General features: G+C 59.7%; 25 protein-coding genes and 2 pseudogenes. 16 read left to right on the top strand and 11 right to left on the bottom strand.

Features of this window, described 5'->3' with window-relative positions:
• The first annotated feature begins 44 nt into the window (after positions 1-44).
• The 12 genes from UIA24_RS19305 (at position 45) to UIA24_RS19250 (ending at position 15,588) form a co-directional block, all read left to right on the top strand.
• On the top strand, positions 45-710 hold the full coding sequence (locus UIA24_RS19305; protein ID WP_099774927.1) for a response regulator transcription factor: 666 nt from the start codon (positions 45-47) through the stop codon (positions 708-710).
• Between the two features lie 549 nt (positions 711-1,259).
• A complete protein-coding gene (locus UIA24_RS19300; RefSeq protein WP_099774929.1) occupies positions 1,260-2,366 on the top strand; it encodes a 3-deoxy-7-phosphoheptulonate synthase in 1,107 nt (368 codons plus the stop codon).
• A gap of 33 nt (positions 2,367-2,399) precedes the next feature.
• A complete protein-coding gene (locus UIA24_RS19295) occupies positions 2,400-2,681 on the top strand; it encodes a peptidylprolyl isomerase (RefSeq protein ID WP_065758339.1) in 282 nt (93 codons plus the stop codon).
• Between the two features lie 145 nt (positions 2,682-2,826).
• The gene (locus UIA24_RS19290; RefSeq protein WP_330523582.1) at positions 2,827-4,683 is read left to right on the top strand and encodes an extracellular solute-binding protein; all 1,857 of its coding nucleotides are present in this window, start codon (positions 2,827-2,829) and stop codon (positions 4,681-4,683) included.
• A complete protein-coding gene (locus UIA24_RS19285) occupies positions 4,680-5,738 on the top strand; it encodes a microcin C ABC transporter permease YejB (protein ID WP_065758337.1) in 1,059 nt (352 codons plus the stop codon). Before UIA24_RS19290 ends, UIA24_RS19285 begins: the two co-directional genes overlap by 4 nt.
• Positions 5,738-6,760: an ABC transporter permease gene (locus UIA24_RS19280; protein ID WP_330523615.1), complete on the top strand. Its 1,023-nt coding sequence runs from the start codon at positions 5,738-5,740 to the stop codon at positions 6,758-6,760. Before UIA24_RS19285 ends, UIA24_RS19280 begins: the two co-directional genes overlap by 1 nt.
• 39 nt (positions 6,761-6,799) lie before the next feature.
• Entirely contained in the window at positions 6,800-8,182 is a 1,383-nt protein-coding gene (locus tag UIA24_RS19275) for a sigma-54 interaction domain-containing protein (protein ID WP_065758335.1), read from the top strand.
• Positions 8,183-8,449: 267 nt separating this feature from the next.
• The gene (locus tag UIA24_RS19270) at positions 8,450-9,841 is read left to right on the top strand and encodes a GntP family permease (protein ID WP_065758334.1); all 1,392 of its coding nucleotides are present in this window, start codon (positions 8,450-8,452) and stop codon (positions 9,839-9,841) included.
• A gap of 10 nt (positions 9,842-9,851) precedes the next feature.
• Positions 9,852-10,622 (top strand): 3-hydroxybutyrate dehydrogenase, encoded by a 771-nt coding sequence (gene hbdH, locus UIA24_RS19265; protein WP_102053865.1) that lies wholly within the window; start codon positions 9,852-9,854, stop codon positions 10,620-10,622.
• A 106-nt stretch (positions 10,623-10,728) separates the two neighbouring features.
• Positions 10,729-12,705 carry an acetoacetate--CoA ligase gene (locus UIA24_RS19260; RefSeq protein ID WP_330523581.1) on the top strand — a complete coding sequence of 659 codons (1,977 nt, stop codon included), beginning with the start codon at positions 10,729-10,731 and terminating at the stop codon, positions 12,703-12,705.
• 39 nt (positions 12,706-12,744) lie between these two features.
• Positions 12,745-13,020, top strand: coding sequence for a peptidylprolyl isomerase (locus tag UIA24_RS19255; protein WP_065758331.1), 276 nt, complete (start codon positions 12,745-12,747; stop codon positions 13,018-13,020).
• Between the two features lie 132 nt (positions 13,021-13,152).
• Positions 13,153-15,588 carry an autotransporter family protein gene (locus UIA24_RS19250; protein WP_330523580.1) on the top strand — a complete coding sequence of 812 codons (2,436 nt, stop codon included), beginning with the start codon at positions 13,153-13,155 and terminating at the stop codon, positions 15,586-15,588.
• Positions 15,589-15,594: 6 nt separating this feature from the next.
• On the opposite strand, the gene UIA24_RS19245 is transcribed toward UIA24_RS19250, so the two are convergent.
• The 4 genes from UIA24_RS19245 to UIA24_RS19230 form a co-directional block, all read right to left on the bottom strand.
• Positions 15,595-16,221, bottom strand: a complete 627-nt coding sequence (locus tag UIA24_RS19245; RefSeq protein ID WP_065758329.1) for a LysE family translocator — start codon at positions 16,219-16,221, stop codon at positions 15,595-15,597.
• A gap of 17 nt (positions 16,222-16,238) precedes the next feature.
• Positions 16,239-16,934, bottom strand: coding sequence for a metallophosphoesterase (locus UIA24_RS19240; RefSeq protein WP_330523578.1), 696 nt, complete (start codon positions 16,932-16,934; stop codon positions 16,239-16,241).
• Positions 16,935-17,135: 201 nt separating this feature from the next.
• Positions 17,136-17,471, bottom strand: a complete 336-nt coding sequence (locus tag UIA24_RS19235; protein WP_065758327.1) for a hypothetical protein — start codon at positions 17,469-17,471, stop codon at positions 17,136-17,138.
• A 326-nt stretch (positions 17,472-17,797) separates the two neighbouring features.
• Positions 17,798-18,238, bottom strand: a complete 441-nt coding sequence (locus UIA24_RS19230; RefSeq protein WP_330523577.1) for a hypothetical protein — start codon at positions 18,236-18,238, stop codon at positions 17,798-17,800.
• 905 nt (positions 18,239-19,143) lie between these two features.
• On the opposite strand from UIA24_RS19230, the gene UIA24_RS19225 reads away from it, so the two are divergent.
• The 4 genes and pseudogenes from UIA24_RS19225 to UIA24_RS19210 form a co-directional block, all read left to right on the top strand.
• Complete coding sequence (locus UIA24_RS19225) at positions 19,144-20,136, top strand: TerC family protein (RefSeq protein WP_330523576.1); 993 nt, start codon at positions 19,144-19,146, stop codon at positions 20,134-20,136.
• Positions 20,137-20,671: 535 nt separating this feature from the next.
• Complete coding sequence (locus tag UIA24_RS19220) at positions 20,672-21,574, top strand: GGDEF domain-containing protein (RefSeq protein WP_099774944.1); 903 nt, start codon at positions 20,672-20,674, stop codon at positions 21,572-21,574.
• 167 nt (positions 21,575-21,741) lie between these two features.
• The gene (locus tag UIA24_RS19215) at positions 21,742-22,188 is read left to right on the top strand and encodes a hypothetical protein (RefSeq protein ID WP_330523575.1); all 447 of its coding nucleotides are present in this window, start codon (positions 21,742-21,744) and stop codon (positions 22,186-22,188) included.
• A gap of 225 nt (positions 22,189-22,413) precedes the next feature.
• Positions 22,414-22,647 (top strand): annotated as a pseudogene (locus UIA24_RS19210) (site-specific integrase); the annotation flags it as partial.
• A gap of 380 nt (positions 22,648-23,027) precedes the next feature.
• On the opposite strand, the gene UIA24_RS19205 reads toward UIA24_RS19210, so the two are convergent.
• The 7 genes and pseudogenes from UIA24_RS19205 to UIA24_RS19175 form a co-directional block, all read right to left on the bottom strand.
• Complete coding sequence (locus tag UIA24_RS19205) at positions 23,028-23,231, bottom strand: hypothetical protein (RefSeq protein WP_330523574.1); 204 nt, start codon at positions 23,229-23,231, stop codon at positions 23,028-23,030.
• Positions 23,232-23,248: 17 nt separating this feature from the next.
• Complete coding sequence (locus UIA24_RS19200; protein ID WP_330523573.1) at positions 23,249-23,488, bottom strand: hypothetical protein; 240 nt, start codon at positions 23,486-23,488, stop codon at positions 23,249-23,251.
• A gap of 12 nt (positions 23,489-23,500) precedes the next feature.
• Complete coding sequence (locus tag UIA24_RS19195) at positions 23,501-24,007, bottom strand: DUF2514 family protein (RefSeq protein ID WP_065759237.1); 507 nt, start codon at positions 24,005-24,007, stop codon at positions 23,501-23,503.
• The gene (locus UIA24_RS19190) at positions 24,004-24,498 is read right to left on the bottom strand and encodes a glycoside hydrolase family 24 protein (protein WP_065759236.1); all 495 of its coding nucleotides are present in this window, start codon (positions 24,496-24,498) and stop codon (positions 24,004-24,006) included. The genes UIA24_RS19195 and UIA24_RS19190 overlap by 4 nt, the downstream gene beginning before the upstream one ends.
• Before the next feature lie 91 nt (positions 24,499-24,589).
• A complete protein-coding gene (locus tag UIA24_RS19185) occupies positions 24,590-24,832 on the bottom strand; it encodes a hypothetical protein (protein WP_330523572.1) in 243 nt (80 codons plus the stop codon).
• A complete protein-coding gene (locus UIA24_RS19180) occupies positions 24,829-25,056 on the bottom strand; it encodes a hypothetical protein (RefSeq protein WP_330523571.1) in 228 nt (75 codons plus the stop codon). The genes UIA24_RS19185 and UIA24_RS19180 overlap by 4 nt, the downstream gene beginning before the upstream one ends.
• Positions 25,057-25,066: 10 nt before the next feature.
• Positions 25,067-25,847: pseudogene (locus tag UIA24_RS19175) on the bottom strand (hypothetical protein); the annotation flags it as partial.

The raw sequence follows: 25,847 nt of genomic DNA, 5'->3' as shown, positions 1-25,847 counted from the left end.
GTTTCCTGCCTGCGAGCATGACCACAACAATAAGGTGCAAAGCCATGTACAAGATTCTGATCGCCGACGACCACCCGCTGTTTCGCGAGGCCATCCACAATGTGATCAGTGACGGCTTCCCTGGCAGTGAAGTGCTGGAAACCGCCGACCTGGATAGCGCCCTGGCGCTCACTCAGAACGCCGATGACCTCGACTTGATCCTGCTTGATCTGAACATGCCGGGCATGCACGGTCTCGGCGGGCTGATCAACCTGCGTAACGAGGCCCCCACGGTACCTGTGGTCATTGTCTCGGCTGAACAGGACAAGCAAGTGGTCCTGCAGGCAATCACCTATGGCGCGGTGGGCTTCATCACCAAATCCTCACCACGGTCGCAAATGACCGAAGCCATCGAGCAGATCCTGAACGGCAATGTCTACCTGCCGCCTGACATCATCCGCACCCAGAAAAACACCAGCCGGCGTAGCCAGAACGAGCCTCAGGGGTTTGCCCCGGAGCTGCTCCAGGCACTGACCCGCAAGCAACTGCTGGTGCTTGAACGAATGACCAAGGGTGAGTCGAACAAGCAGATCGCCTACAACCTCGATATCGCCGAAACCACGGTCAAGGCCCATGTCTCGGCCATTCTGCGCAAGCTCAACGTGCATAACCGGGTGCAGGCGATTCTCAGTGCCGGCGACATCGACTTTACCGCCTACTTGCGACGCTGAGCGGGCAGGTTTATCGCACTCATGCAAAAAGACTATTGAATCCGCGGGCCGCCCTACAGTAAGCTCGGGGACATCAACTGGAGCCAGACATGTCACTTACCACCCTCACTCAAGCACGTCACACCGGTCGCCTCGCGCAGCCGCTGCTGGCTATTGCCGAGTGCGGTAGCTGCGCTCCAGCCAGCTTTTATTTTGGGTATTGGTTTAGCCAACGGCGCCGCTGATACCTACACCGGCGCCCACTTCCAAGGGGACGCCAGGCACAGAGAATACTCAACCCCCGGTCGGCTCCCCGACCGGGGGTTTTGTTTTTGGGCGTCGTACACCACACACATTGAGGAACAGCACATGAACTACAGCACTTATTACCGTTACCCAGGTTGCATCGCGTGGCGATTTAGCCAGTTCCGTTCGGGCCTGCCAGCCGCCGCCGATCGGTCAAACACAGGTGGCAACGACACAGATGATCTTAATCCGGCCCACTGTCGAACACCTCGATAGGGCCGGCTGCGCGGGCCAGAACCCGCTCTTCGCCAAGGATTCCCGAATATGCAATCGTCCAGCCTCGCTCTGCCCCTGACTCACCCGCAACCTCAGGTTGCCGCCAATACCGCTGTTAGCCAGCGCCTGCCCAGCAGCCACATGCTCAAGCAGCACCTGCCGCTATCCAATGCGCTCAGCGCACAGGTCGAGCAGCACCGCCAAGCCGTCAAAGCCATCCTCGAAGGCCGCGATCCACGCCTGTTGGTCGTCGTCGGCCCCTGCTCCATCCACGACCCGCAATCTGCACTGGAATACGCCGAGCGCCTGGCCCATCTGGCCGAACGCGTCGATGACCAGATGCTGCTGGTGATGCGCGCCTACATCGAAAAGCCACGCACTACGGTCGGCTGGAAAGGCCTGGTCTATGATCCGCAGCTGGATGGCAGCGATGACATGCACGGCGGCTTGAACCTGTCACGGCGCCTGATGCTGGACATGCTTGCGCTGGGCTTGCCGATTGCCACCGAGTTGTTGCAACCCATGGCCGCAGGCTACTTCGACGACCTGCTGAGCTGGGCCGCCATCGGTGCCCGCACGACCGAGTCACAGGTACACCGCGAGATGGTCAGTGGCCTGGCCCTGCCGGTGGGCTTCAAGAATGGTACCGACGGCAGTATCGGGATTGCCTGCGATGCCATTCGCAGCGCCGCTCATGGCCATCGTCATTTCGGCATCGATGCCCAAGGGCACCCGGCGATCATCGAGACCCTGGGCAATCCGGATACCCACTTGGTATTGCGCGGTGGTCACAAGGGCCCCAACTACGATCGCCAGAGCATTGAGCAGGCGCGCAAAGGGCTGGAAAGCGTCGGCCTGGCGCCGCGTATCATGGTCGACTGCAGCCATGCCAACAGCGGCAAGGACCCGGCCCGCCAACCACAGGTGTTCAACGAGGTGCTGGAGCAGCGCCTGCAGGGTGACCGCGCGCTGGTTGCGGTCATGCTGGAGAGCCATTTGTTCGACGGCTGCCAGGCACTGGGCAAGCAACCACTGCGCTATGGGGTATCGATCACCGACGGCTGCCTGGGCTGGAACAGCACCGAGACGTTGCTCACCAATGCCGCCGACGCACTGCGCGAGAATGCGCGGGAAAAACCCGGCGCAATCCTGTAGGCTCGCCATTTTAACGCCAAGGAGCCCTGTATCATGGCCAAAGCCACTGCCCGTCACATCCTGGTTGCCAGCGAAGCCAAGTGCAACGAACTGAAAGCCGAAATCGAAGCCGGTGCCGACTTCGCTGAAATCGCGAAGAAGCACTCCACCTGCCCGTCCAGCCGCCAAGGCGGCGACCTGGGCAGCTTCGGCCCTGGCCAGATGGTCAAGGAGTTCGACACCGTGGTCTTCAGCGCACCGGTCAATACCGTACAAGGCCCGGTGAAGACCCAGTTCGGTTACCACCTGCTGGAAGTCACCAGCCGCCAGGACTAAACGTCATCGGCATCCAGCGCACGGCCCCTGTGGGTCGTGCGCCTGGCACTGGGCCTGGAAGGATCGCAGTGCGTTGCCCCGCCGTCGTTGCGTACACTGTCAGAACGAACAGACACACACCGCCAAACGATCAGGCCAACCTTCCATGCGGTCAGCATTCTGCTACGTCCTCGCCCTGCTTTTGGTGCCAATCGCCGCATTGGCAGCGCCTTCACACGCACTGACCGTCTACGGTGAAGCCCCCCGCTACGCCGCCGGCTTCCAGCATTTCGCCTACACCAATCCCGCTGCTCCGAAAGGCGGGACGATGCGCCGCTCCGCGCTGGAAATCGGCCAGTTCGACCATGTGTTGCCCTACATCGACAAGGGCATCGGCGTCAGTCAGGTAGACGGCTGGTTGTACGCCCCCTTGGCGGTGCGCAGCGAAGATGAGCCCTATACCGTCTATGGTTTGGTCGCAGAGCGCATGGAGCGTGGCCCGGATGGCTTATGGTTGCGTTTCTACCTTGACCCGCGCGCGCGCTTTGCCGATGGAACGCCGATTCGCGCTGAAGACGTGAAATACACCTTCGCGTTGCTGACGCGTGAGGGCAGCCTGAAGTACCGCACACAGTTTGCCGATGTTGCCGCGATCGAAGTGGAACAGCCAGGTCAGGTGCGCTTCCTCTTCAAGAACAATCAGAACCGGACCCTGCCGCTGGACCTGGCAACACTGCCCGTGCTGCCTGAGCACTGGTGGAAAACCCGCGACTTCGCAGCCGGTGGTGGCTTTGAAGCCCCCTTGGGCAGCGGCCCCTACCGTATTGCACACATCGATAATGGCCGCAGCGTCACCTTCGAGCGCAATCGCGACTGGTGGGGCAAAGACCTGCCGGTCAATCGCGGACGCTACAACTTCGACCAGATCCGCATCGAGTACTTTGGTGATACCGATGTTGCACGGCAGGTGCTGCGCGGCGGCGGCTACGACTACAACCGCGAGTTTTCTGCCACCGGCTACACCTTGGGCTACAACGGCCCGGCAATGGACGACGGTCGCCTGCAGCGCGCACACCTGGCCCGAGAAGCACCACAAAGCGCCCAAGGGTTTGTCTTCAACCTGCAACGGCCCGTGTTTCAGGACCGGCGCGTGCGTCAGGCATTGGCCCTACTCTGGGACTTCGAGTGGAGCAACCGGCAGATGATGCGAAACCTGTACATCCGCCAGAACAGCTACTTTGCCAATACAGCACTGGCGGCAACGAAACCGCCAGATGCAGAAGAGCTGGCCTTGCTCGAACCGTTGCGCGGGCAGATTCCCGATGAAGCCTTCAGCCAGGTGTTCGAGGCGCCGAAAACCGATGGTTCAGGCTTGATCCGCGCCCAGCAACTCCAGGCCCTGGCGTTGCTGAACGCGGCGGGCTGGCGAGCTCAAGGCGACCACTTGGTCAATGCCCAGGGCGAACCCCTGAGTTTCACCTTCCTCAATGCCCAAAACGGCTTTGAGCGCTTGTTGCTGCCGTGGAAGAGAACCCTGGCACAGATCGGCATTACCCTGGACATCCGTCGTATCGACGCCTCGCAGTACATCAACCGCGTGATGGAACGCGACTACGACATGATCGTCACCGGCTACCCCGTATCGCCCTCCCCAGGCCTTGAGCTGTACAACTACTTCGGTTCCGCGGCCGCCGACGACCCAGGTTCAAACAACTACATGGTGCTGCGCGACCCGGCCGTGGACCGTTTGATCGATGGCCTGGTAAAAGCCGCAACCCAGGCGGACATGCTGCGCCATGCGCATGCACTGGACCGGGTGCTGCAATGGAACCACTACTGGATTCCCAACTACTATCCACCGGGCTCCTCTACCGTGTGGTGGAACCGTTTCGGCCAGCCGAAGGTGCAGGCCAGCAACGACGAGGCGCTGGACACCTGGTGGGAAATCAGCCCCACACCACTGACCAACGCACAGATGGCTGAACGGCTTGGCAAGGGCACCGTGGCCGGGAGCACCCCATGACCGGTTACATCCTGCGACGCCTACTGCTGATCGTGCCAACCCTGCTGATCATCCTGCTGGTGAACTTCGTCATCATCCAGGCGGCACCTGGCGGCCCGGTGGAACAAGCTGTCGCCCGCCTGCAGGGCATCGGTGCTGGCGCCCCGGGTTCCAGCAGCGAAACCCTGCACAGCGGCTCGCGGGCCAGCCGTGGCCTGGACCCCAAGCTACTGGATGACATCAAGCGCCAGTACGGCTTCGACAAATCGGCGCCCGAACGGCTCTGGCTGATGCTGAGCAACTACGCCCGGCTCGACTTCGGCAAGAGCTTCTTTCGCGGCGCAAACGTCACCGACCTGATCCTCGAGAAAATGCCGGTCACGCTGTCCTTGGGCTTCTGGGCGACCTTGATTACCTACCTGGTTTCCATCCCCCTGGGCATTCGCAAGGCGGTGCATCATGGCAGTGCCTTTGACGCCTGGAGCAGCACATTGATCGTGATTGGCTATGCCTTGCCGGCCTTTCTCTTCGCCCTGCTGTTGATCGTGTTGTTCGCCGGCGGAACCTCACTGAACTGGTTCCCGGTACGCGGCCTGGTCTCGGAGAACTTTGCCGAGCTGAGCCTGCTGGGCAAAGTGGCCGACTACTTCTGGCACCTGGTATTGCCGGTCGGCGCCTTGGTGATCGGCGGCTTCGCCACCTTGACCCTGCTGACCAAGAACGCCTTTCTCAACGAAATCACCCGCCACTATGTACTCACCGCCCGGGCCAAGGGCCTGAGCCAGCGGCGAGTGCTGTATGGCCATGTGTTCCGTAACGCCATGCTGCTGGTGGTGGCCGGCATTCCGCAGGCACTGATCACGGTATTTTTCGCCGGTTCGCTGTTGATCGAGGTGATTTTCTCCCTCGATGGTCTGGGCCGCATGAGCTACGAAGCCGCCGTATCACGGGATTACCCGGTGGTATTTGGCTCGCTGTTCATCTTCACCCTGTTCGGCCTGCTGATCCGCCTGCTGGGCGACCTGTGCTACACCCTGGTCGACCCGCGCATCGATTTCGCGACGAGGAACGCATGATGTTCAAGCCCTCACCGCTTGCCCTTCGGCGCTTCCAGCGTTTTCGGCGCAACCGTCGTGGCTGGTGGTCACTGTGGCTGTTCATCGGCCTCTTTACCCTGTGCCTGGGGGCTGAACTGATCGCCAACGACAAGCCCTTGCTGCTGGGCTACAAAGGCGACCTGTATTCCCCGGCCCTCAAGCGCTACACCGAACAGGATTTTGGCGGGCAGTTGCCCTTTCAGCCCGACTACCGCAGCCAGTACGTGCGCCAGTTGATCGAACAACAGGGTGGCTGGATGCTCTTTGCGCCGATCCCCTTCAGCGCCGACACCCCCAACTACGACCTGCTGCAACCTACCCCCAGCCCGCCGTCGACAGACAACTGGCTAGGCACCGACGACCAGGCCCGCGATGTGTTGGCGCGGGTGCTCTACGGCACGAGAGTATCGATCCTCTTTGCCCTGGCGCTGACCGCCGTCAGTACGCTGATTGGCGTTGCCGCTGGCGCACTGCAGGGCTATCACGGTGGTTGGGTCGACCTGATCGGTCAACGCCTGCTGGAAGTCTGGTCGGGCTTGCCGGTGCTGTACCTGCTGATCATTCTCTCTGGTTTCGTCGAACCGAACTTCTGGTGGTTGCTGGGGATCATGGCCCTGTTCTCCTGGCTGGCCCTGGTGGATGTCGTACGTGCCGAATTCCTCCGTGGGCGCAACCTGGAATACGTGTTGGCGGCACGGGCCATGGGCCTGCCTGATCGGCTGGTGATCCTCCGGCATATCCTGCCCAACGCCATGAGTGCCACCCTCACCTACCTGCCATTCATTCTCACCGGCGCTATCTCGACCCTTACCGCCCTGGACTTCCTTGGCTTTGGCATGCCTGCCGGCAGCGCCTCGCTGGGCGAACTGGTGAACCAGGGCAAACAGAACCTGCAGGCACCATGGCTGGGCTTCACCGCCTTCTTCGCCCTGGCGCTGATCCTGTCACTGTTGGTATTCATTGGCGATGCGTTGCGCGAAGCCTTCGATCCTCGGGCCTGAGCGGTGCATAATTCCTGACCCGGCCCCAAGGAGCGGTTCATGCACGACAGCGACAACCTCAAGGACTATCAGCGGGTACGCTTACTGGCGATTCGCTCGCTGTTCGAAATCATCGAGCAATCCAGCGAAGGCACGGTGATCGTTGACCGCGATGCACGCATCGTCTGGATGAACGAGCGCTATGCCCGCCGCTTCGGCCTGGAGGATGCCAGCAGCGCCATCGGCCAACCGTGCGAAGCGGTAATCCCCGGCACCCTGATGCGTGAAGTGGTCAGCAACGGGCGCCCCATACTGCTCGACATGCTCGACACCCCCAAGGAACCGCTGGTGGTGATGCGCCTGCCCATTCAGGATGCCAAAGGCGGCGTGATCGGTGCCATTGGCTTCGCCTTGTTTGATGAGTTGCGCAGCCTCTCGCCATTGCTCAAACGCTATTCGAGCATGCAGCAGGAACTGGCATCGACCCGCTCGCTGCTGCAGGCGCGCCAGGCCAAGTACAGCTTCGCCCAGTTCATTGGCACCAGCGCGGCAACCCTCGAGATCAAACGCCGTGCCCGACGCGGTGCAGGCAGCGACTCCCCGGTGCTGCTGCTCGGCGAAACCGGCACCGGCAAGGAACTCCTGGCCCATGCCATTCACGCGGCCTCACCGCGTGCGCACAAGGCGTTTGTCAGCATCAACAGCGCGGCCATCCCGGAAGCCTTGCTGGAAGCCGAGTTCTTCGGCACGGCGCCAGGCGCCTTTACCGGTGCAGACCGCAAGGGCCGCCCCGGCAAACTGCAGATCGCCCAGGGTGGCACCTTGTTCCTCGACGAAATTGGCGACATGCCGTTGCCGCTACAGAGCAAGTTGCTACGTGTACTGCAAGAGAAAGAGTACGAACCCGTTGGCTCCAACCAGGTGATGCGCAGTGACGTACGGATCATCGCCGCCACGTCGACAAACCTGGAAGCTGCCATGGCCAATGGCAGCTTCCGTGCCGACCTGTATTACCGGCTCAATGTCTTGCCGATCAATGTGCCACCGCTGCGCGCACGGCTGGAAGATCTGCCGGCCCTGAGCGAGGCGATTCTGGAAGACCTGGGTAGCCAGCATGAGCTGGATGGCGAGGCCCAGGCGCTGCTGCTCCGGCATGCCTGGCCGGGCAACATACGTGAACTGCGCAACGTACTGGAGCGAGCGACCTTGCTGGCCGATCATCCACGACTCGGCGCTAGCGACATCCAGGCCGCCTTGGGCACCTTGGCGCCGCTGGCACAACAAGCGCCACAGAAAACCTACAAACAGGCCTGCGAAGATTTCGAGCGGCAGTTACTGACCGATACGTTGGCGCAGTGCGCAGGCAACGTGCCAGAAGCCGCCAGACAACTGGGCCTTGGCCGTTCGACCCTGTACAAGAAAATGGTTGCGCTGGGGTTGTGATCGTCGCCGGCCTTGCGCGCAGCGCTTGTCTCAATAAAGAGAAACACCGTCTCTTTATGGAGACAGAAGCTATACAGCGCTAATCCGGCTGATTTCCAGCGACACAGCGCACTCAGGCCAATCACTTGTCTCTGTTCAGAGAAAATAGCGCCTCGCATTGCGCTCAAAAACAATAAAATCCTTATATTTCAATACGTTGCAAAACTGGCACGAATCCCGCTATCTCCGTCGCATCAACAAAAACAAGATGCCTCAAGGAGACACTCGATGAGTGTAATCATCGCCCTGGCAGCGCTCGCGCTGCTGATGCTGGCTGCCTACCGTGGTTATAGCGTTATCCTGTTCGCCCCCATCGCAGCCCTTGGCGCGGTGTTGCTGACAGACCCTTCTGCCGTTGCACCCGCCTTTACCGGGGTGTTCATGGAGAAAATGGTCGGGTTCATCAAGCTCTACTTCCCGGTGTTTCTGCTGGGCGCCGTATTCGGCAAGCTGATTGAGCTGTCCGGCTTTTCCCGCTCGATTGTCGCTGCAGCCATACGCGTCCTCGGCACCCGCCAGGCAATGCTGGTGATCGTACTGGTCTGCGCCCTGCTGACCTATGGCGGCGTTTCGCTGTTCGTGGTGGTTTTCGCCGTCTACCCGTTCGCGGCCGAAATGTTTCGCCAAAGCAACATCCCCAAGCGGCTGATCCCGGCCACCATTGCCCTGGGCGCGTTCTCCTTCACCATGGACGCCTTGCCCGGCACCCCACAGATCCAGAACATCATCCCCAGTACCTTCTTCAACACCACCGCCTGGGCAGCACCGTGGCTGGGGCTGATCGGTACGGTGTTTGTCTTCTGTGCCGGCATGCTTTACCTGCAACGCCAACGCAACAAGGCCCAACGGGCCGGCGAAGGTTACGGCACGGATTTGCGCAATGAGCCCGAAACAGCCACCGACCTGACCCTGCCCAACCCGCTGTTGGCCCTGTCGCCACTGGTGTTGGTGGGTGTGATGAACCTGCTGTTTACCCACTGGATTCCCGCCTGGTACGGCAAGACCCATAGCTTGAGCCTGCCCGGCATGAGCACGCCGGTACAAAGCGATATCGCCAAGCTCACCGCGATCTGGGCGGTAGAAGCCGCGTTGCTGATTGGCATTCTGATGGTGCTGGTGTGCGGTTACAGGGCCATTCGCACGCGCCTGGCCGAGGGCACCAAGAGCGCCGTCAACGGTGCCTTGCTGGCCGCGATGAATACCGCGTCGGAGTACGGCTTCGGTGCAGTCATCGCCTCGCTGCCGGGGTTTCTGGTGCTGGCCGATGCGCTCAAGAGCATTCCCAACCCACTGGTCAACGAAGCCGTCACCGTCACCCTGCTGGCGGGCATTACCGGTTCTGCGTCCGGCGGCATGAGCATCGCCCTGGCAGCCATGTCGGAGACATTCATCGCTGCCGCCAACGCCGCGAACATTCCGCTGGAAGTCCTGCACCGCGTGGCTTCGATGGCCAGCGGTGGCATGGACACCCTGCCGCACAACGGCGCGGTGATTACCTTGCTGGCAGTCACCGGGCTGACCCACCGCGAAGCCTACAAGGACATTTTCGGCATTACCCTGATCAAGACCCTGGCGGTATTCGTGGTTATCGCCACTTTCTACGCCACGGGCATCGTTTAAGGAGCACAACATGAACTTCAACGGTAAAACCGCATTGGTGACCGGCTCTACCAGTGGTATTGGCCTGGGGATCGCGCAGGTATTGGCCCAGGCCGGTGCCAACCTCATACTCAACGGCTTCGGTGACGCCAGTGCGGCCATCGCCGAGGTTGCCCGTCACGGCACCCGCGTGGGCCACCACCCAGCCGACCTGAGTGATGTGCAGCAGATCGAAGACCTCTTCGCCTATGCCGACCGCGAGTTCGGGGGTGTCGATATCCTGGTCAACAATGCCGGCATCCAGCACGTCGCGCCGGTTGAGGCCTTCCCCACCGAGCGCTGGGACGCGATCATCGCGCTCAACCTGTCGGCCGTGTTCCATAGCACGCGGCTGGCACTGCCGGGCATGCGCCAACGCAACTGGGGGCGGATCATCAATATCGCCTCGGTGCATGGCCAGGTCGGCTCGGTGGGTAAAGCCGCCTATGTTGCGGCCAAGCACGGGGTGATCGGGCTGACCAAGGTGGTTGGGCTGGAAACCGCCACGACCCCGATCACCTGCAATGCTATCTGCCCTGGCTGGGTGCTGACGCCGCTGGTGCAAAAGCAGATCGACGACCGCGCCGCAGGTGGCATCGATCCGCAGCAGGCGCAACACGACCTGTTGGCCGAGAAGCAGCCGTCACTGGCCTTCGTTACCCCCGAACAGCTGGGTGAGCTGGTAGCGTTCCTCTGTAGTGAGGCTGGCAGCCAGGTTCGCGGCGCCGCCTGGAACATCGACGGCGGCTGGCTGGCCCAGTAAGGCAGACGCTTTGCCAGACGGGCTGCGGCCAACACAGCAATTCTGGCTGTCAGCCCCCAGGTTCGCGAATACACTGTTCTCAGGACGATAACAAAGAGGACATGGCATGAACGAGGTGCTCTGGCGCCCGACCGAGGCGCAAATCCAGGCCAGCCCGATGGATGCCTTTCGTCGGCAGATCAACCGTCGCCATGGGGTGCACCTTGACGACTATCATGACCTGCACCGCTGGAGCATCGAGCAGCGCGAGGCCTTCTGGCAGGCCCTGGCCGACACGTTCGAGGTGCGCTGGCATCAGCCACCGCGGCAAGTGCTCGAGGAAGGCCCGCACATGCCCGATGCTCGCTGGTTCAGTGGCGCGACCCTGAATTTCGCCGAGCACCTGTTGCGCCGCCGTGACGACCGCGGCGGTGACGACTACTGTGCCGTGGTGTCACTGCACGAAGACGGCAGCCGTTTCACCCTAAGCCACACGCAGCTGGCCGCCCAGGTTGCAGGACTGCAGCGCAGTTTCAAGGCGATCGGTATCGGTGTCGGCGACCGTGTCGCGGCCTGTCTGCCTAACACCTGGCAAACCCTGGTGGCGATGCTCGCCTGCACCAGCCTGGGCGCCGTCTGGTCGTGCTCCTCGCCAGAGTTCGGTACCCATGGCATTGTCGACCGCTTTGGCCAGATCGAACCCAAACTGCTGATCGTCTGCGCGGGTTATCACTACGCCGGCAAAGACATCGACCAGACCGATAAAATCAACGAAGTACTGGCCCAGTTGCCAAACCTTGAGCAGGTGCTGGTGCTGCCGTACACCCGCACGCAAGCGCAGACTGCGGACTTCCACTGCGCGGCCAAGGTCAGCCTGTGGGACGACTTCTATCAGCCAGGCGGTACACCGACGTTTACCCCCCTGCCGTTCGACCACCCGCTCTACATCCTGTACTCCAGTGGCACTACCGGTGTGCCCAAGTGCATCGTTCATTCGGCCGGCGGTGTGCTGCTGCAACACCTGAAGGAACATGGCCTGCACAACAGCCTTGGCCCAGACGACACCCTGTTCTACTACACCACCTGTGGCTGGATGATGTGGAACTGGCTGGTCAGCGGCCTGGCCCTGGGCGCGACACTGGTGCTCTACGATGGCTCACCGCTGTACCCTGACGCGGGACGCCTGCTCGACCTGATCGACAGCGAGTCAATCAGCGTGTTCGGCACCAGCGCAAAGTACCTGACTGCACTGGAGCATGAAGGCCTGCAACCGCGATTCAGCCACCGTCTGGAGCGCTTGCGCCTGCTACTGTCCACCGGCTCGCCGTTGTCACCGCAGAGCTATGACTACGTGTACCGCGCGTTCAAGCAGGACCTGCATCTGGTGTCGATGTCGGGTGGTACCGACATCGTCTCCTGTTTCGTGATCGGCAACCCCACCCTGCCCGTGAGGCGTGGCGAGATCCAGTGCAAGAGCCTGGGCATGGCGGTAGAGGTCTGGAACGATGAGGGCCACCCGGTGATTGGCGAAAAAGGCGAGTTGGTCTGCACCCGACACTTCCCGGCGATGCCCCTGGGGTTCTGGAACGACCCGCAGGGCGAGCGTTTCAAGGCGGCCTACTTCAGCCAGTTTCCCGGTGTGTGGGCACAGGGCGACTATGCCGAGGAAACGGCCAACGGCGGCATTATCATCCATGGCCGCTCCGACGCTGTGCTCAACCCCGGTGGCGTGCGCATCGGCACGGCTGAAATCTACCGTCAGGTAGAAAAGATCGACGAGGTGCTGGAAAGCGTCGCCATCGGCCAACACTGGCAGGGCGATGTCCGGGTGGTACTGTTCGTCCGGCTGCGCGAAGGTATCGTCCTCGATGATGCCCTGCAAACACGCATCCGCCAGACCATCCGTGCCAACACGACACCACGGCATGTACCCGCAGTGATTGTGGCGGTCAGCGATATCCCACGCACCATCAGCGGCAAGATCGTCGAACTGGCAGTACGTAATGTGGTTCACGGTCAGCCGGTGAAAAATACCGATGCCTTGGCCAACCCCGAAGCACTGGCACATTTTCGCGACCGCGCAGAGCTGCGCGATGAGGCATAATCGGCGCTTTTCTCAGGCGTCACAGAGGTACCTACAGCCATGAAAGCACAGGCCCGCCATATTCTGGTCAAAACCGCCGAAGAGGCCGAGCAACTCAAGCAACGCATTGCCAAGGGCGAAGCCTTTGACGTGCTGGCCAAAAAATTCTCCACCTGCCCTTCCGGCAAGCGCGGCGGCGATTTGGGCGAAGTGCGCCCCGGGCAGATGGTCGGTGCAATTGACCAGGTCATTTTCAAGAAGCCCCTGCGCACCGTGCACGGGCCGATCAAGAGTAAATTCGGTTACCACCTGGTGCAGGTGTTCTTCCGCGACTGAACCCGGCCCGGGCTTCTCCAGCGGCGAGCCGCGGCAACCGTTCACCACCTGTCATTTCTGTCAGTTGTCAGTTCCGGCCATTGGGTTATACCCCTTGGAGCACACAGACGTGCGCCATTGAGGTACTCAAGCATGCGAAAATTTCGCTGGTTCATGACCCTCGGGGCCTTGCCCCTGTTGGGTGACGCCGCTTTTGCAGCCTGCAGCTTCGCCCCGGGGAGTGGCGACGATGCTTACGTGTGTGACAGTGGCATCGCTGCATCGCTGTCCGACACCTCAGGCGACAACAGCCTGCTGATGCCCACGGATGGCACCGGCAGTATTACGGGCAACGTGACCTTTGGCGCTGGACGTGATCGGGTGCAGATTGATTCCGGCACCATTGCGGGCAACGTCGGCCAAGGGGGCGGTATCGACACCTTCGTCATGAACGGAGGACAGATCCAATCACTCACCCAAGGCGATGGCCTCGATACCTTTCTCATGAGCGGTGGGCGCATCGTCGGCGCGTTCGAGGATGGCGACTACGCCATCATGACGGGTGGCCGGATTGGCCGCGTGAACATGAAACTGGACGACAACCTGTTCGACATGTCCGGGGGCAGCATCGACGGCAACCTGGTGGCCGGCTTCGGCAACGATACGATACTCCTCAGCAATGGCAACATCGGCGGCAACATCAGTCTCAGCGGGGGTGCCGACAACGTGACCATCAGCGGCGGCGAGGTCGGTGGCGACGTACTGCTGAGTTTCGGTAGCGACCGCTTCATCTGGAAAGACGGCGGTGTAATCCGCGGCAGCGTGCAAACCGGCCCTGATGATGATCAGGCATTGCTGATCAACCTTGATGAAACACATCTGGCCACTACCCGGCTGATTGATGGCGGCGATGGCAATGACCACCTGATCTTCGACACCAGCAGCCCGGAGGGCGGCGCTCGTTATGTGGGATGGGAGACCGTGTCATTGAATAGTGGCTCAGCGCTCACCTTGAACGATACCCTCTTGCTGGGCGATACAAACAGTGGCACTGGCGTGCTGAACATCGATTCCAGCAGCCAGTTGCTGTCACACAGCGGCGCCGTAGCGCCACTGGCCGCCGGGCAGCACGCCACGCTGAACAATGCAGGGCTGGTCGACCTGAGTGGTGGCAGCGATGCGCAAGGGCGCCTGACACTGACCGGCGATTACATCGGGCTCAATGGGGCTCTCAGACTCAACAGCGTCCTGGCCAGCGATGCAGCCCATTCCGACCGCTTGATCGTCAGCGAAGGCAGCGTTTCCGGCACCACAACCTTGCAGGTCAACAACCTAAACGGCGTTGGCGCGCAAACTGCCCAAAACGGGATACAGGTGGTTGAGGCGACAGCCGGCGCAACCAGCAGCGCCGATGCCTTCCGCCTGGGCTCGTCGCTGTCTGCCGGTGCGTATGAGTACTACCTGTTCAAAGGCGGCGTCACGGCGGGCAGCGAGAACAGCTGGTACCTGCGCTCGAGCGTGATCGCCCCCGTTACAACGGCGGAGCCGGGTGAGGCGCCGCCAGCCCTGAGTGTGCCGGTCGCGGCCCCTGGAACCCCGGCATTACCGACAGCGATCGCCGGTGAGAGCATCCCCCTGTACCGCGCAGAGGTGCCACTGTATGCGGCAGCAAGCCGTTCAGCTGCACTGCTGCCGCGCCTGACCCTGAGTACGTTCCATGAGCGCCAGGGTGAACAGAACCTGCTCAACGAAACCGGGCCGATTGCCGCCGGTTGGGCGCGAACTGTTGGTGATCAACTGCGGCAACGTTGGTCTGGTACGGTTACCCCGAGCCTTGACGGCGATCTGCGCGGCTATCAGGTGGGGCATGATCTGTATGCCGCGCTCGACAATGACGGCTATCGCCACCACCTGGGGCTGTACCTCGGTCATGCCCGGCTCACGGGTGATATCAGCGGTTTTGCCTTGGGTTTCACCGACAATCACGTCGGTGACGTGCGCCTGGATGGCGATAGCATAGGCGCCTATTGGACGCTGGTCGGCCCGCAACAGTGGTACCTGGATGGCGTGCTGCAGTACACCGACCTGGACGGCCGCACCCGCTCAGATCGCGGCGTCACATTGGACCTGAACGGCCACACGATTACCGGCTCGCTGGAAAGCGGCTATCCATTGCCCCTGAACAGCCGCTGGGTGGTGGAACCACAGGCACAACTGATCGTCCAGTCGGTCAGCCTGCACAGTGCCAATGATGGGATCTCACGGATCAGCTACGACAACCAGCACGACATCAGCGCGCGCGTGGGCGCACGCCTTAGAGGCCATTTCCAGGCCGGTCGAGTACCCGTGCAACCTTACCTGCGCAGTAACATCTGGCAGAGCTTCGGCGGGCGCGACAGCGTCAGCTTCGACGCTGCCGATGCGATCAAGACAGATCACAAAAGCACCTGGATGGATGTCGGCGCAGGCCTCAGCGCCCAGCCAAGCCCATCCCTCAGCGTGTACGCCAGCCTGGATTACGGCTACAACCTCGACAGCCGCCAACAGGAACAGGTCGGCGCCAACCTCGGCCTGCGTGTGAGGTGGTAGCGGGCCTCACGCGCGGCGAGCAGCCAGCAGACCAACACCTGCGCAGGCAAGCAACGACGCACTGACCCGGTTGAACAGCCGGCGCCGAGCCGGCTGGCTGAACCAGCGCTGCATGTACGCCCCCAACCAGGCATAAATGGCAATGGCCAGCCATTCCAGCAGCAGGAACAAGCCACCCAATACCGCAAATTGTTCACTGACTGCAGTGTCGCTGGACACATTGACGAACTGTGGCAGGAACGCGGTGAAGATCAAAATGGCCTTGGGGTTGCCAGCTGCGACCCAGAACTCCTGACGCGCCAGGCGCAGGGTACCGGCATCGCGCTCAACGGCCACGCCGTCTTGCCCGACCGGCGCCCGCCAGAGCTGCCAGGCAATGTAGAACAGGTAGGCCGCCCCCAGCACCTTGATCATCAGGAACAGGTATTCACTGGCGTGCAAGACCACGGCCAGCCCGGTCGCGGCCAGGGCGATCATCCCGGCAAAGGCCAGCAGGCGACCGGCACCCGCCACGCAAGCGGTACGCAGACCGTAGCGGCTGGCGTTGTTAAGGGACAGCAGGTTGTTGGGCCCCGGCGCCATGTTCAAGGCAAAGCAGGCGGGCACAAACAGCAAGAGGCTCGAAAGGTCCATGGGCCACTCCAAAAACCTCAAGACTCTCGCCTGGCCGACCTCACGTCAAGCGTGGCCAACTCCAGAAAAGAGAAATGCCCGTTCAACCAGCCGCCGGTATCGATATGCCAGACATTGCCGAGCACCCGCACTGATGGCCCTGGCGTATGCCCGACAATCAGCGCCCGCAAACCCGCGACAGGTGTCGGGTCATTCTGCTGCAAGCGCCGACGTGACCACTGGCAAATGTCCTGCGCAGCTTTCACCGGACCGACAGCCAGTTGATCACACCACGTCTGCCAACTGGGACTCGGGCAGTCGGCGTGCAGCACACCGACCGGGCCAGCAAGCGTGTCGATCTCCAACGCCAGCGGCAAGCGGGCAAATTGCTCGGCATATCGGGACTGCTCTGCGGCGGGGCTGTCCAGGAACCAGGCACCACCATTGGCCCGATACAATTCAACATCGAGCCAATGTCCTTGAACATGGGCCACGGCAAGTGCCTCGTGATTGCCCTGCACGGCAAAGAACCAGGGGCGCTGCAACCAGGCAAGCGCCTCTTCGCTGTCTGGCCCGCGATCGACCAGATCGCCCACGCTGAACAGACGGTCCCTGCTGGCATCGAAGCCAATCAATGCCAGTGCCTGCTCCAACCGCCGAAAATGGCCGTGAATATCACCGACCGCGAAATCCCGGCCCCGTTCATTACGCGCAACGCGCTGCAAGCGTCCCACCGCGCCCCTCCTGCTGATACGAGGCTCAGGTTTTCACGAAGACAATCCAGAACGGTAAAGAATCGATGATCTGCTCCTCGAACGCGAGCTGAACCTGACCAAGGCCGAAAGGGGTTATTTACTTCAAGCATAGCCCGCCCTGAACACGTGCCTTCACGCCTCAGGCAAGCCAATCCGTGACGGAGGTTTGCAAACGGGGAACTACAGGCACTCGTACACAGCACGTTTAACCGACGTATGCCAAGGCGCGCCCTCATAGAAGGAAATCAGGCTGCCCTCACCTTGCCGATGAACCTCAAGGTAGTCACTGGCAGTCACGCTGCCTGACACGCTGAGCTCATAGCCTCTGGAGATCGCCTTGCGATCCACCTGAGCATGCTGCTGTTGCTGCCAGCGCCCCATGACACACGCGCTATAGTCGTCCGGCGACTTTGCCGAGTGCTCTGAAATCGTTGGGGAATTGGGCGTGAGGGCCACTGGCAATGAGCATCCCGCCAGGAGCACGCTGATCATCGCGGCGACGACTGTCTTCTGCATGGCGCACCTTGAGCAAAAGCCGGCACTTTAGATCAAAGCGGCGGGGTTGTGACCTCACCAAAGGTCTAGCAAGGGCGGATAGGCGGCAGCGGCTATTAGCCCACGGCGTGACTGCTGACTTTTCGATTACATCACTTTCACGCAGCCTTCACAGCCCAACGCCTAAGGTCGCAACTGCTCCTTTGGAAACTCCACATCAGCCCGCCTCCCCTAGCGGGCTTTTTTTTGCTCGCCAGGGCTTGAATGCGTGTGGAGACTGGCGGTAGGCATTCGGCGTTACAGCGTTGCCGTTCAGCATCAGGTTGTTGCGATTGCCGGTTCAGGCATCATGTGATGTTGCCGCAAAAGAGATTGACACTCCCGTCCATCGGGCCGGCCCTCAAGACCAGGACATAGCCACCGGAGCGAAGCGCGGCGAGTGAAACAGGCGCTATGGTGGACAGCCGCATTGGTGACGACATAGACCTTGTCGTCATCGACTGATTCATCTCATAGACCGGCTTTGGCCCCATGCGCTCACACGTCCCTGAGTAGATGTACGTGTCGATGTGTACAGGTAATGCCGTACCGCTTGGCACCCCGCCCAAAACAATCGAAAGCCCTGTCCTGTTTCCTGTCGTTGGCGACAACAACGCTGATGCCACATGGCCGGTGTTGTACTGAGTGGCGTTCAGAGCAACGTTGACCACCTGATGATCGCCCGCTGTTGCCACGCCCGAGAGCAAGCCGGCTGTCACCAGCAATGCCAGTGAGGGTACTCTGTTCATCGTAAGCCTCCTGATTTTTCAGGTTACGTTGACGTGATCCCCCCACTAGATTCTAGCCAGCCAGCATCGGCTTGATTATCTTTCGACGACCGGTCCCACGCTACGCCCAAATGACCGTCTCGCTATTGATTAACGGTATTCGATCAGGGTTGATTTCACGCTCACAATGAAGAAACGTCTGAGTTCTCTCGACATCAAACGCCCGCATGGCCCTCTGCTTCATGATCAGGGATGAAACCCCGAAGTGCCCGCACTCCGGGCATACGAGCTCAATGCCATCCATTTCAGAGTCCACTTCCCGCGCGTCTGCAGAACAGATCAAGCACTTCATGTGTTATCCCCTTAATCAGCACCACACTATAGCCTCGCAACTGCTGATAATTCCTGGTTACGATGCCGCAGATCCGGAGCGCGGCGAAGGATATGGCCCCTTCCCAGATACCCCCAGTGCGCGCTGCTGGTAGTGTTGCACGGCCCGCATCAGCGACTCGGCTTCCAGGCGAAGACGCTCAACCTCTTCAGGTGGCGTCGAAGAATCTCTAGCTTTGTGATACGCGCAAACAGCCTCAAGGGCTCTTTTTAGAAGCTGCTCACCCGCCTTCATCATCTCGGTCAGATCCATGGTGCAACCCCCAGGCTTGCTCGCTCGTCTGGAGTATAGGCAGCGATCTGGCTGCCCCCCTGCATTTAGGCGCTAATGCCCTGTACCCCTGGGTCCTGGAAAGCCTTCCTGTGCCGTATACCAACCGATCATCCACCACGGATACACTTTGCAAAAAAACAGCGCTTGAAGAATCAAAGCGGTTATTTCTAGTCTGTCATCAGTGACGCCGGGCCCCTCTGACGGCATGCAGCCGCCATGTCGGAGTCATAGTTGGTAAAACTACGACTAACAGGAGAGGCTCATGACTGTCTTACATTCGATCATCTTCGCTGATGTGCTGGGCACTGCCGCCTGGCTCTGGCTGACTTTCCTTGCGATCGTCATCGCATTACTCGCCTTTGACCTCGGCGTTCTGCATCGCGAACACCGAGAAATCAATGTAAAGGAGAGTTTGTTACTGTCGGCGGGCTACATATCCATGGGCTTGCTTTTCTCCGTCTGGGTCTACTTCCAGAAGGGTGCCGACGCCAGTATGGATTACCTGACCGGCTTCTTGATCGAGAAGTCGCTCTCGATGGATAACGTTTTCGTCATCGCATTGATTTTCGGATTCCTGGCGATTCCCCGGGCACTTCAGCATCGCGTACTGTTCTGGGGAATCATGGGTGTGATCGTGCTCCGGGCCATCATGATCGCCTTGGGCGCAGCTTTGATCGCCGAGTTCAGCTGGGTTCTTTATATATTCGGCGCCTTCCTGCTGTTCACGGGTGTGAAAATGCTTTTTGCGTCGATTAACGATCAACCCGATCTGGAGAACAATCGATTCGTCAAGTTCCTGCGTAGCCATCTGCGCATAACAGAGCGCCTTCACGGCCAATCGTTCTTCATTCGTCAAGCGGACAAGACTGGCAAGAAGGTGCTCTGGATTACACCCTTGTTCCTGGCGTTGATTCTGATTGAATGTGCCGATCTGGTATTTGCCATTGACAGTGTTCCCGCCATCTTCTCAATCACCCAAGATACCTTTGTCATTTACACATCAAATATCTTTGCCATCTTGGGCCTTCGTGCACTGTACTTTGCACTTGCCGCGATGATTCATCGTTTTGCCTACCTGAAATACGCCTTGGCTCTAGTGCTCGTGTTCATTGGCGCGAAGATCTTTCTACACGACATCATAGGCAAGGTACCTGCTGCACTATCGCTAAGCGTCACACTTGGGCTACTCACCGGTGGGGTATTGTTGTCACTGTGGAAGACGCGAGTGCGGCCAGGCCATGAAGGCGATCACTGAATTGAGAGCCTGAGCGTGTAGCGCGTGAAACAGGAATTCGACCTGTGAAGGTCGCCCCCACCAAGGGCGACCTCTGCTTGCAAAACTGGGCATTCACGACCGGAAGCCTTACAACGGGTGGCTAGGCGTTGATTTTGCTGGGCCAAATCCCCCTCTGCCCCCATCAAAACATACAGTTTGGTATCAGCATTGGTATCGCTCTGCCTTGCTCTGCGGCATCCTGCCGAACGAACACCGCCCTCCCCTTACCGATCGTCACCCGGGATTAATCAGGCCTTCTCAAACGCCGAGCTGTTGGCCACTAAACCAAAACACATTTTCGTTCTGATGCTATAGCTATCCCGCAGATAAGAAAAAATGATTCTTTCTTTTTAATGATGCCCGGATGAAAAAACCAATAAATCACCAAGGCACCAGGCATGTTGATCCTCTCGACCTGAACTGCAGTCTGCCTGACAGACCAAGCTCAAACCCGTGCCAAATTTTTCCAATCATATTAATGTGCTACCACCTAATGACTTAGAAGAAACGCTTCATGATCAATGTTGAGCAAATGGCTTTGATTCTGGAGGCTTTGCCGGACCCGGCTTTCATCCTGTCCCGCAGCGGCAAGTATGTCGCCGTGTTCGGCGGCCGCGATAATCGCTACTACCACGATGGAAGCTGCCTTGTCGGCCAGTACATTTCAGACTTGGTCAAGCCCGAGAAGGCAAGCTGGTTTCTCGAACAGATCGACAGGGCGCTCGAGTCGCGAGAGCTATTGATCGAAGAGTACGAACTGAGCAATAGGGATGTGAAAGGCTTATCCGATGAAGGCCCAAAAGAAGCGATCTGGTTTGAAGGCCGTATCCAGGCCCTGAATTTCCTGGCTGACGAGGAAGCAGTTGTGCTCTGGGTCGCGAGTAATATCTCGGAGAGGCACAACCTGGAGGTCAGACTGAGGGAGCTGAGCGATACCGATCAGCTAACCGGTCTTTTCAATCGAAGAAAACTGGAGCAGGACCTCGCTCTTCACTACGAATCATCAGTGCGGCACTCCGTGCCGACGTCCATTTTGATGCTTGATCTGGATGGGCTCAAGAAAATCAACGACACAAAAGGACACCATGCAGGGGATGAGATAATTCTGGCCGCTGCCAACATTTGTAGGTCGGTGCTACGAAAAACTGATACCGCATGCCGCTTGGGAGGTGATGAGTTTGTGCTTGCTCTACCCAATACCAACCATGGGCAAGCAGTGCAGTTCGCCAAGCGTTTACAGGCGTGTTTTAGAGAGACGCTGAGCCGGTTTTCGGCGGATGGTATCGCCGTCACGGCAAGCATTGGTGTCACGACTATAGCGCCGGATGATCGCTCATACGAAGACACGCTCAAGCGTGCCGATCGCGCATTGTATGAGGCCAAAGGCATGGGCAAAGACAGGGTGGTTTCTGCATGACAGTCCTGGGCCAAGCCAGAGGGATGCCAGAGCCGGAATTTTCGAGCTTCAGCGATGCGCTGCCTGGTCATACGAAAGGACCTATAGGTCAACCCCCGAGAATTGCCTTACCTGTTCGACCTGAGCTACCGTGATGGCAAAGTGAATCGCCGGAGGAAAGACCCAGCATGAGCAGTCGCGTGGTAACAACCAAGGAAGATCTGAAAAAGGCGTTAAAGGATCGTGTTGAGGTCATCCACATCGCTTCCCCTGATCTGGCTCGTCACGTCAAAACAGTAAAGACCGCGAAAAAAGGAACCGCCATTGCTTGTGCGACCGTCTTGGGCATAGGTGTGGCAAGCGCCTGGAATCCTCTAGGATGGGGAATCGCCGGAGCTGCCGGGCTCACTGCTGCCATGTCAGGCGCTACGGCCGGAGTGCTGATTGCGGCAATCACTGCGCTGACCTTTCTCGGTACGCTTTACCTGGTCATGGTAAAGGATTACGAGCTTGAAACTAACGGCGACTTCAGCGGCAAACAAAAAAACACGCTCGGCGGCTCTGAGGGTGCCGGCGCGTCAACGACACAGCAGGGTAAGGGAAGCTTCAGTTTGACCCTCAGAAAGAGCAAATAGCAGTGACCCATTTCCATCCTGGCCCACCCTACTTTTTTATCTGCAAAAAGTGCAAACATCGCTTCGGGCGAAAAATCCGCCTAGGGGTGATCTGCCCGTCCTGTAAAAGCCTTTTCGTGGAAAGAGATCGATCCATACTCAAGTGAACCGCCTGATGCCAGTGCTGCAGCACAAAGGCAGACGTGCCAGGCCGTTTCCTGGCAGCAGGAAACACAGCAGCTCTGGATGAAGGAACTGCGGATTCGTTATCGGCCGTCGTACAACTGCCGTCATACCTATGCGACAATAGCGGCAATGTCTGGCCTCAACCCCGCCTTTATCGCCCAACAGCTTGGTCATAGCGTGCAGATGCTTCTGTCGACTTATGCACGATGGATCAACTCGACCTCCCATTGGAACGAACTGGAAACGTTGAAGATTGATCCCAATCTGGTCCCAGGCGACATCAGCATCACATAAGTTATTGATAGGTAAGCCCTTTGATCTCCACCGCAAATATCACCATGCCGTATGGGATTGGTGTTAGCGGGTGTCTATGCGTTGATTTTGCTGGGCCAAATCCCCGTCTACCCCCCACCAAAACGCACAGTTTGGTATCAGAATTGGTATCGCTCTGCCTTCCTATCCGGCGTCCTGCCGAACGAACACCACCCTACCCTTACCGATCGTCACCCGAGATTTATCAGACCTGTTCAGCCTCCGGGCTGTGAACAGCTAAACGAAAGCAAACCTTCGTTTCTATGCAGCAGCCATCCCGCAGGTGATAAAACGAAATTATTCTTTCGAATTTGTGAGTTCCCACTATGGATTGGGTATCCTACTGACCGAACACAGCCCCCTCAGTGCAACGTACTCCCTAATCCACCCAGTGCCCGCTGCTGATACTGAATCACGGCCTGCATTAGCGATTCGACTTCAAGGCGAAGCCGCTCAACCTCTTCTCGAGGGAGAACGCCTTTGGCTTCGTTGTGTCGGCGCATTGCATCCACTACCTGCTGCCACAGCGGCTCACCAGCTTTCATCTTCTCTTCCAGGTCGTCCATGACTGTGCCCCTCTCATTTAATCGACTTGAGTGTAGTCGGAGACTTGGCTGGCAACCGTACGTCCTTTATAGCCAAGATCCCAATCCCGCTGCTGGCAGGCCTGCACCGTCTGCATCAGCGATACGGCCTTAAGACCAAGGCGCTCAACCTCTTCTGGCGGTGCCGAACCTAGCGCTTTCCGGTACCGGCGAAGCGCTACCAGAGCCTGTTGCAATAGTGGCTCAACGGCTTTGATTTTCTCGTCCAAATCGTCCATAGCTGCATCCGATCATTCAATCAGAGCAGTATAGGCCTTCTCACACGTCACTCCCCTGCTCCGGCTTTGATCAGCATACTCCGCCAGGTCTCCCGCTCTTTCATCAGCACGTTTGAACACGTCGGCAAGCACCATGACGGCACGGGTTGCTGCTTGGCTTGCGGCGGTAGTGCAGGAATGGCTGCTGGCTTTACTTGCGGTACCGCTGGCGAGTCGATCTGCTTCGTCCCGCAGGCTGGCAGCAGTAGCGCGAGCAGCGGCAGCATCAGCACTTGCTTGGTCGATAAGCGTCTGTCCATCTTGGATCACCTTGTTGATTGCTTGTTGGCGGGCCTGTTCTTTTTCACGATCAGCGGCTTCGGCAAGGGCCCAGGCCTGCTTGTCACCAGCATCCCGATCCGACCAACGTACCTGCCACTCAGCATCCATGGTCGAGCGGCCATGCTGGTAGGTTGACCAGAAGGCCAGGCCAACCAGTGCCAGCAGCACCAACGCGCCAAGCGCTCTCGACCAGGTCATGCCAGCCTCCCGCCAGCGGCAATGTAGTGGGCGATCAGGTCTTCAAGCTTTCGCTCATGCTGTTTGTATCCAGCGCCTGGCAGGCTGGCCCAAATGTTCCGGCACTTTGAAATCGCGACCTCGATGCGGCCGGCATGTACGTCCGCCAGCGCCCCGCGCTCCTTGATCAGTTGCAAGGCCAGCTTGTCTTGGCTGATGGGACCGAAGTCCGGGAGCTTGAGTAAATCTCGGTAGTGCAGCCAGTAGCGCTGGAGCTGCTGATACCGCCCTGCAGCGGTCGACTTCAGCCCTTTCGTGTTCACGGTCACCAGAACGCCAGGATGGTCGGCATAGCTGGTAAACGTGTTCGGGCTGTTGAGGCCGCCGACAATCACGTCATAGCCATCGTTGCGGGTGTACTTGCTGGTCGAGGTGCCCTCCGACCAAGCAAGCATGTCGAGGAAGGCGAGCGCATTCTTGCTGCCCGCCAGGGAGTCAGAAATCTTGGCCATGGTTTTCTCCAGGCGAAAAAAAGCCCGCTCAAGGCGGGTGATTCACAGGCGAAAAAACGCTTTCGCGGTCGTGCTCTTTAATGGCAAACGGTCATGGCAGAACGAGTGCGCTCTCTAAGCTCAGCGCGGCGAGCTGCTCGATGGTGAGCGCGTCCAAGTTCTTTTCCGTAACGTCCCGCAATGCCTGCTTTCTGGCCACGATAACGCTGACATCCTGGCCTGTCTCCAGGGCGCGCATATACGCCACGTCAAGCGCTGCCAGGCGCGGTTCGCGCTCCAGGCGCAGGCGCTCACGCACCTTCTCTTCGGCCTTGCTCCGGTTGATCGTGATCATTGCGCACCCCCTACGCCCGAAGCCGGGCCGAGCGCCGCTGCGTCCAGCTCCCAGGCCTCGCGAAAGGCACGGTCTGCCGGCACCGCGTCGGCGGCGACGATCCAGAACGGCAGCCCGGCGGGAACGTCCTTCGCGCCGATTTCCTCCAGGGTCAGGCCGCAGTCGCACGGAATGAGTACAGCCGCCGGCGCGCCGGCGGGTTGAAACAGAATTCGCTTATCCATCCGATCCCCCTTAGTTGCTAAACACGGTCGCGTCGACATACACAAAGTCAGTGACGCCTGAAGCCTGCCCCGTAGTGCCAATCTTGAAACTGCCGGTTGTTCTGGAGTAGGCCTTGGTACAGTTGATGCCTGTAATAGCCGCATCGGTCGCAGCGCCACTGGTCACAGCGGCATAGTTTGTATTCGGCATTGGCACCGCCAGGTTCACTGTGTAGTCGCCGGTTCCGTTGTCCGTGATCGAGCTGACGTTAAGGCTGCTGCGAATCGCTACCGTGCCCGCGCCGTTGAAGTTGACCCAGGCGCTAGCGACCTTCGCGGCGGCCGGCGGCGTGAAGTCCTTCCATGCGCCCCAGGCGGTTCCGCTGTAAATGCGCAGGTAGAGCCCGCCGGTCACCGTGTGCATGGCCAGCTGCGCACGGCTCTGCGACTTGGCAGCGTCGAGGAACGTCCAGCCCCATATCACGCCGGTCGTCGTGTCCGGCGAGCCGGTGGCCAACGCCCCGCCCAAAAACGGCCCAGCGGCGGCGGTATTGAAGTCGGCAAGAGCCGGCACGGCAATATCAAGCTTGCCGGCAAGGGCATTAGTCATGGTAACGGCAAAGTTAGGGTCATCCCCGATGGCCGCCGCCAGCTCGTTCAGCGTGTCGAGCGCAGCCGGCGACGAATCCACCAGAGCGGCCAGAGCCGCGCGCACGAACGCCGTGGTGGCAATCTGCGCGGTATTGGTGCCAGCCGCTGCGGTCGGCGCCGTTGGCGTGCCCGTCAGCGCCGGCGAGGCCAGCGGGGCTTTA

This window comes from Pseudomonas sp. AL 58, from assembly GCF_036348395.1.
GTDB classification, from domain to species: Bacteria; Pseudomonadota; Gammaproteobacteria; order Pseudomonadales; family Pseudomonadaceae; genus Aquipseudomonas; species Aquipseudomonas defluvii.
Note: the sequence above shows the minus strand (reverse complement) of the source record. Positions and strands in the feature narration are given on the sequence as shown.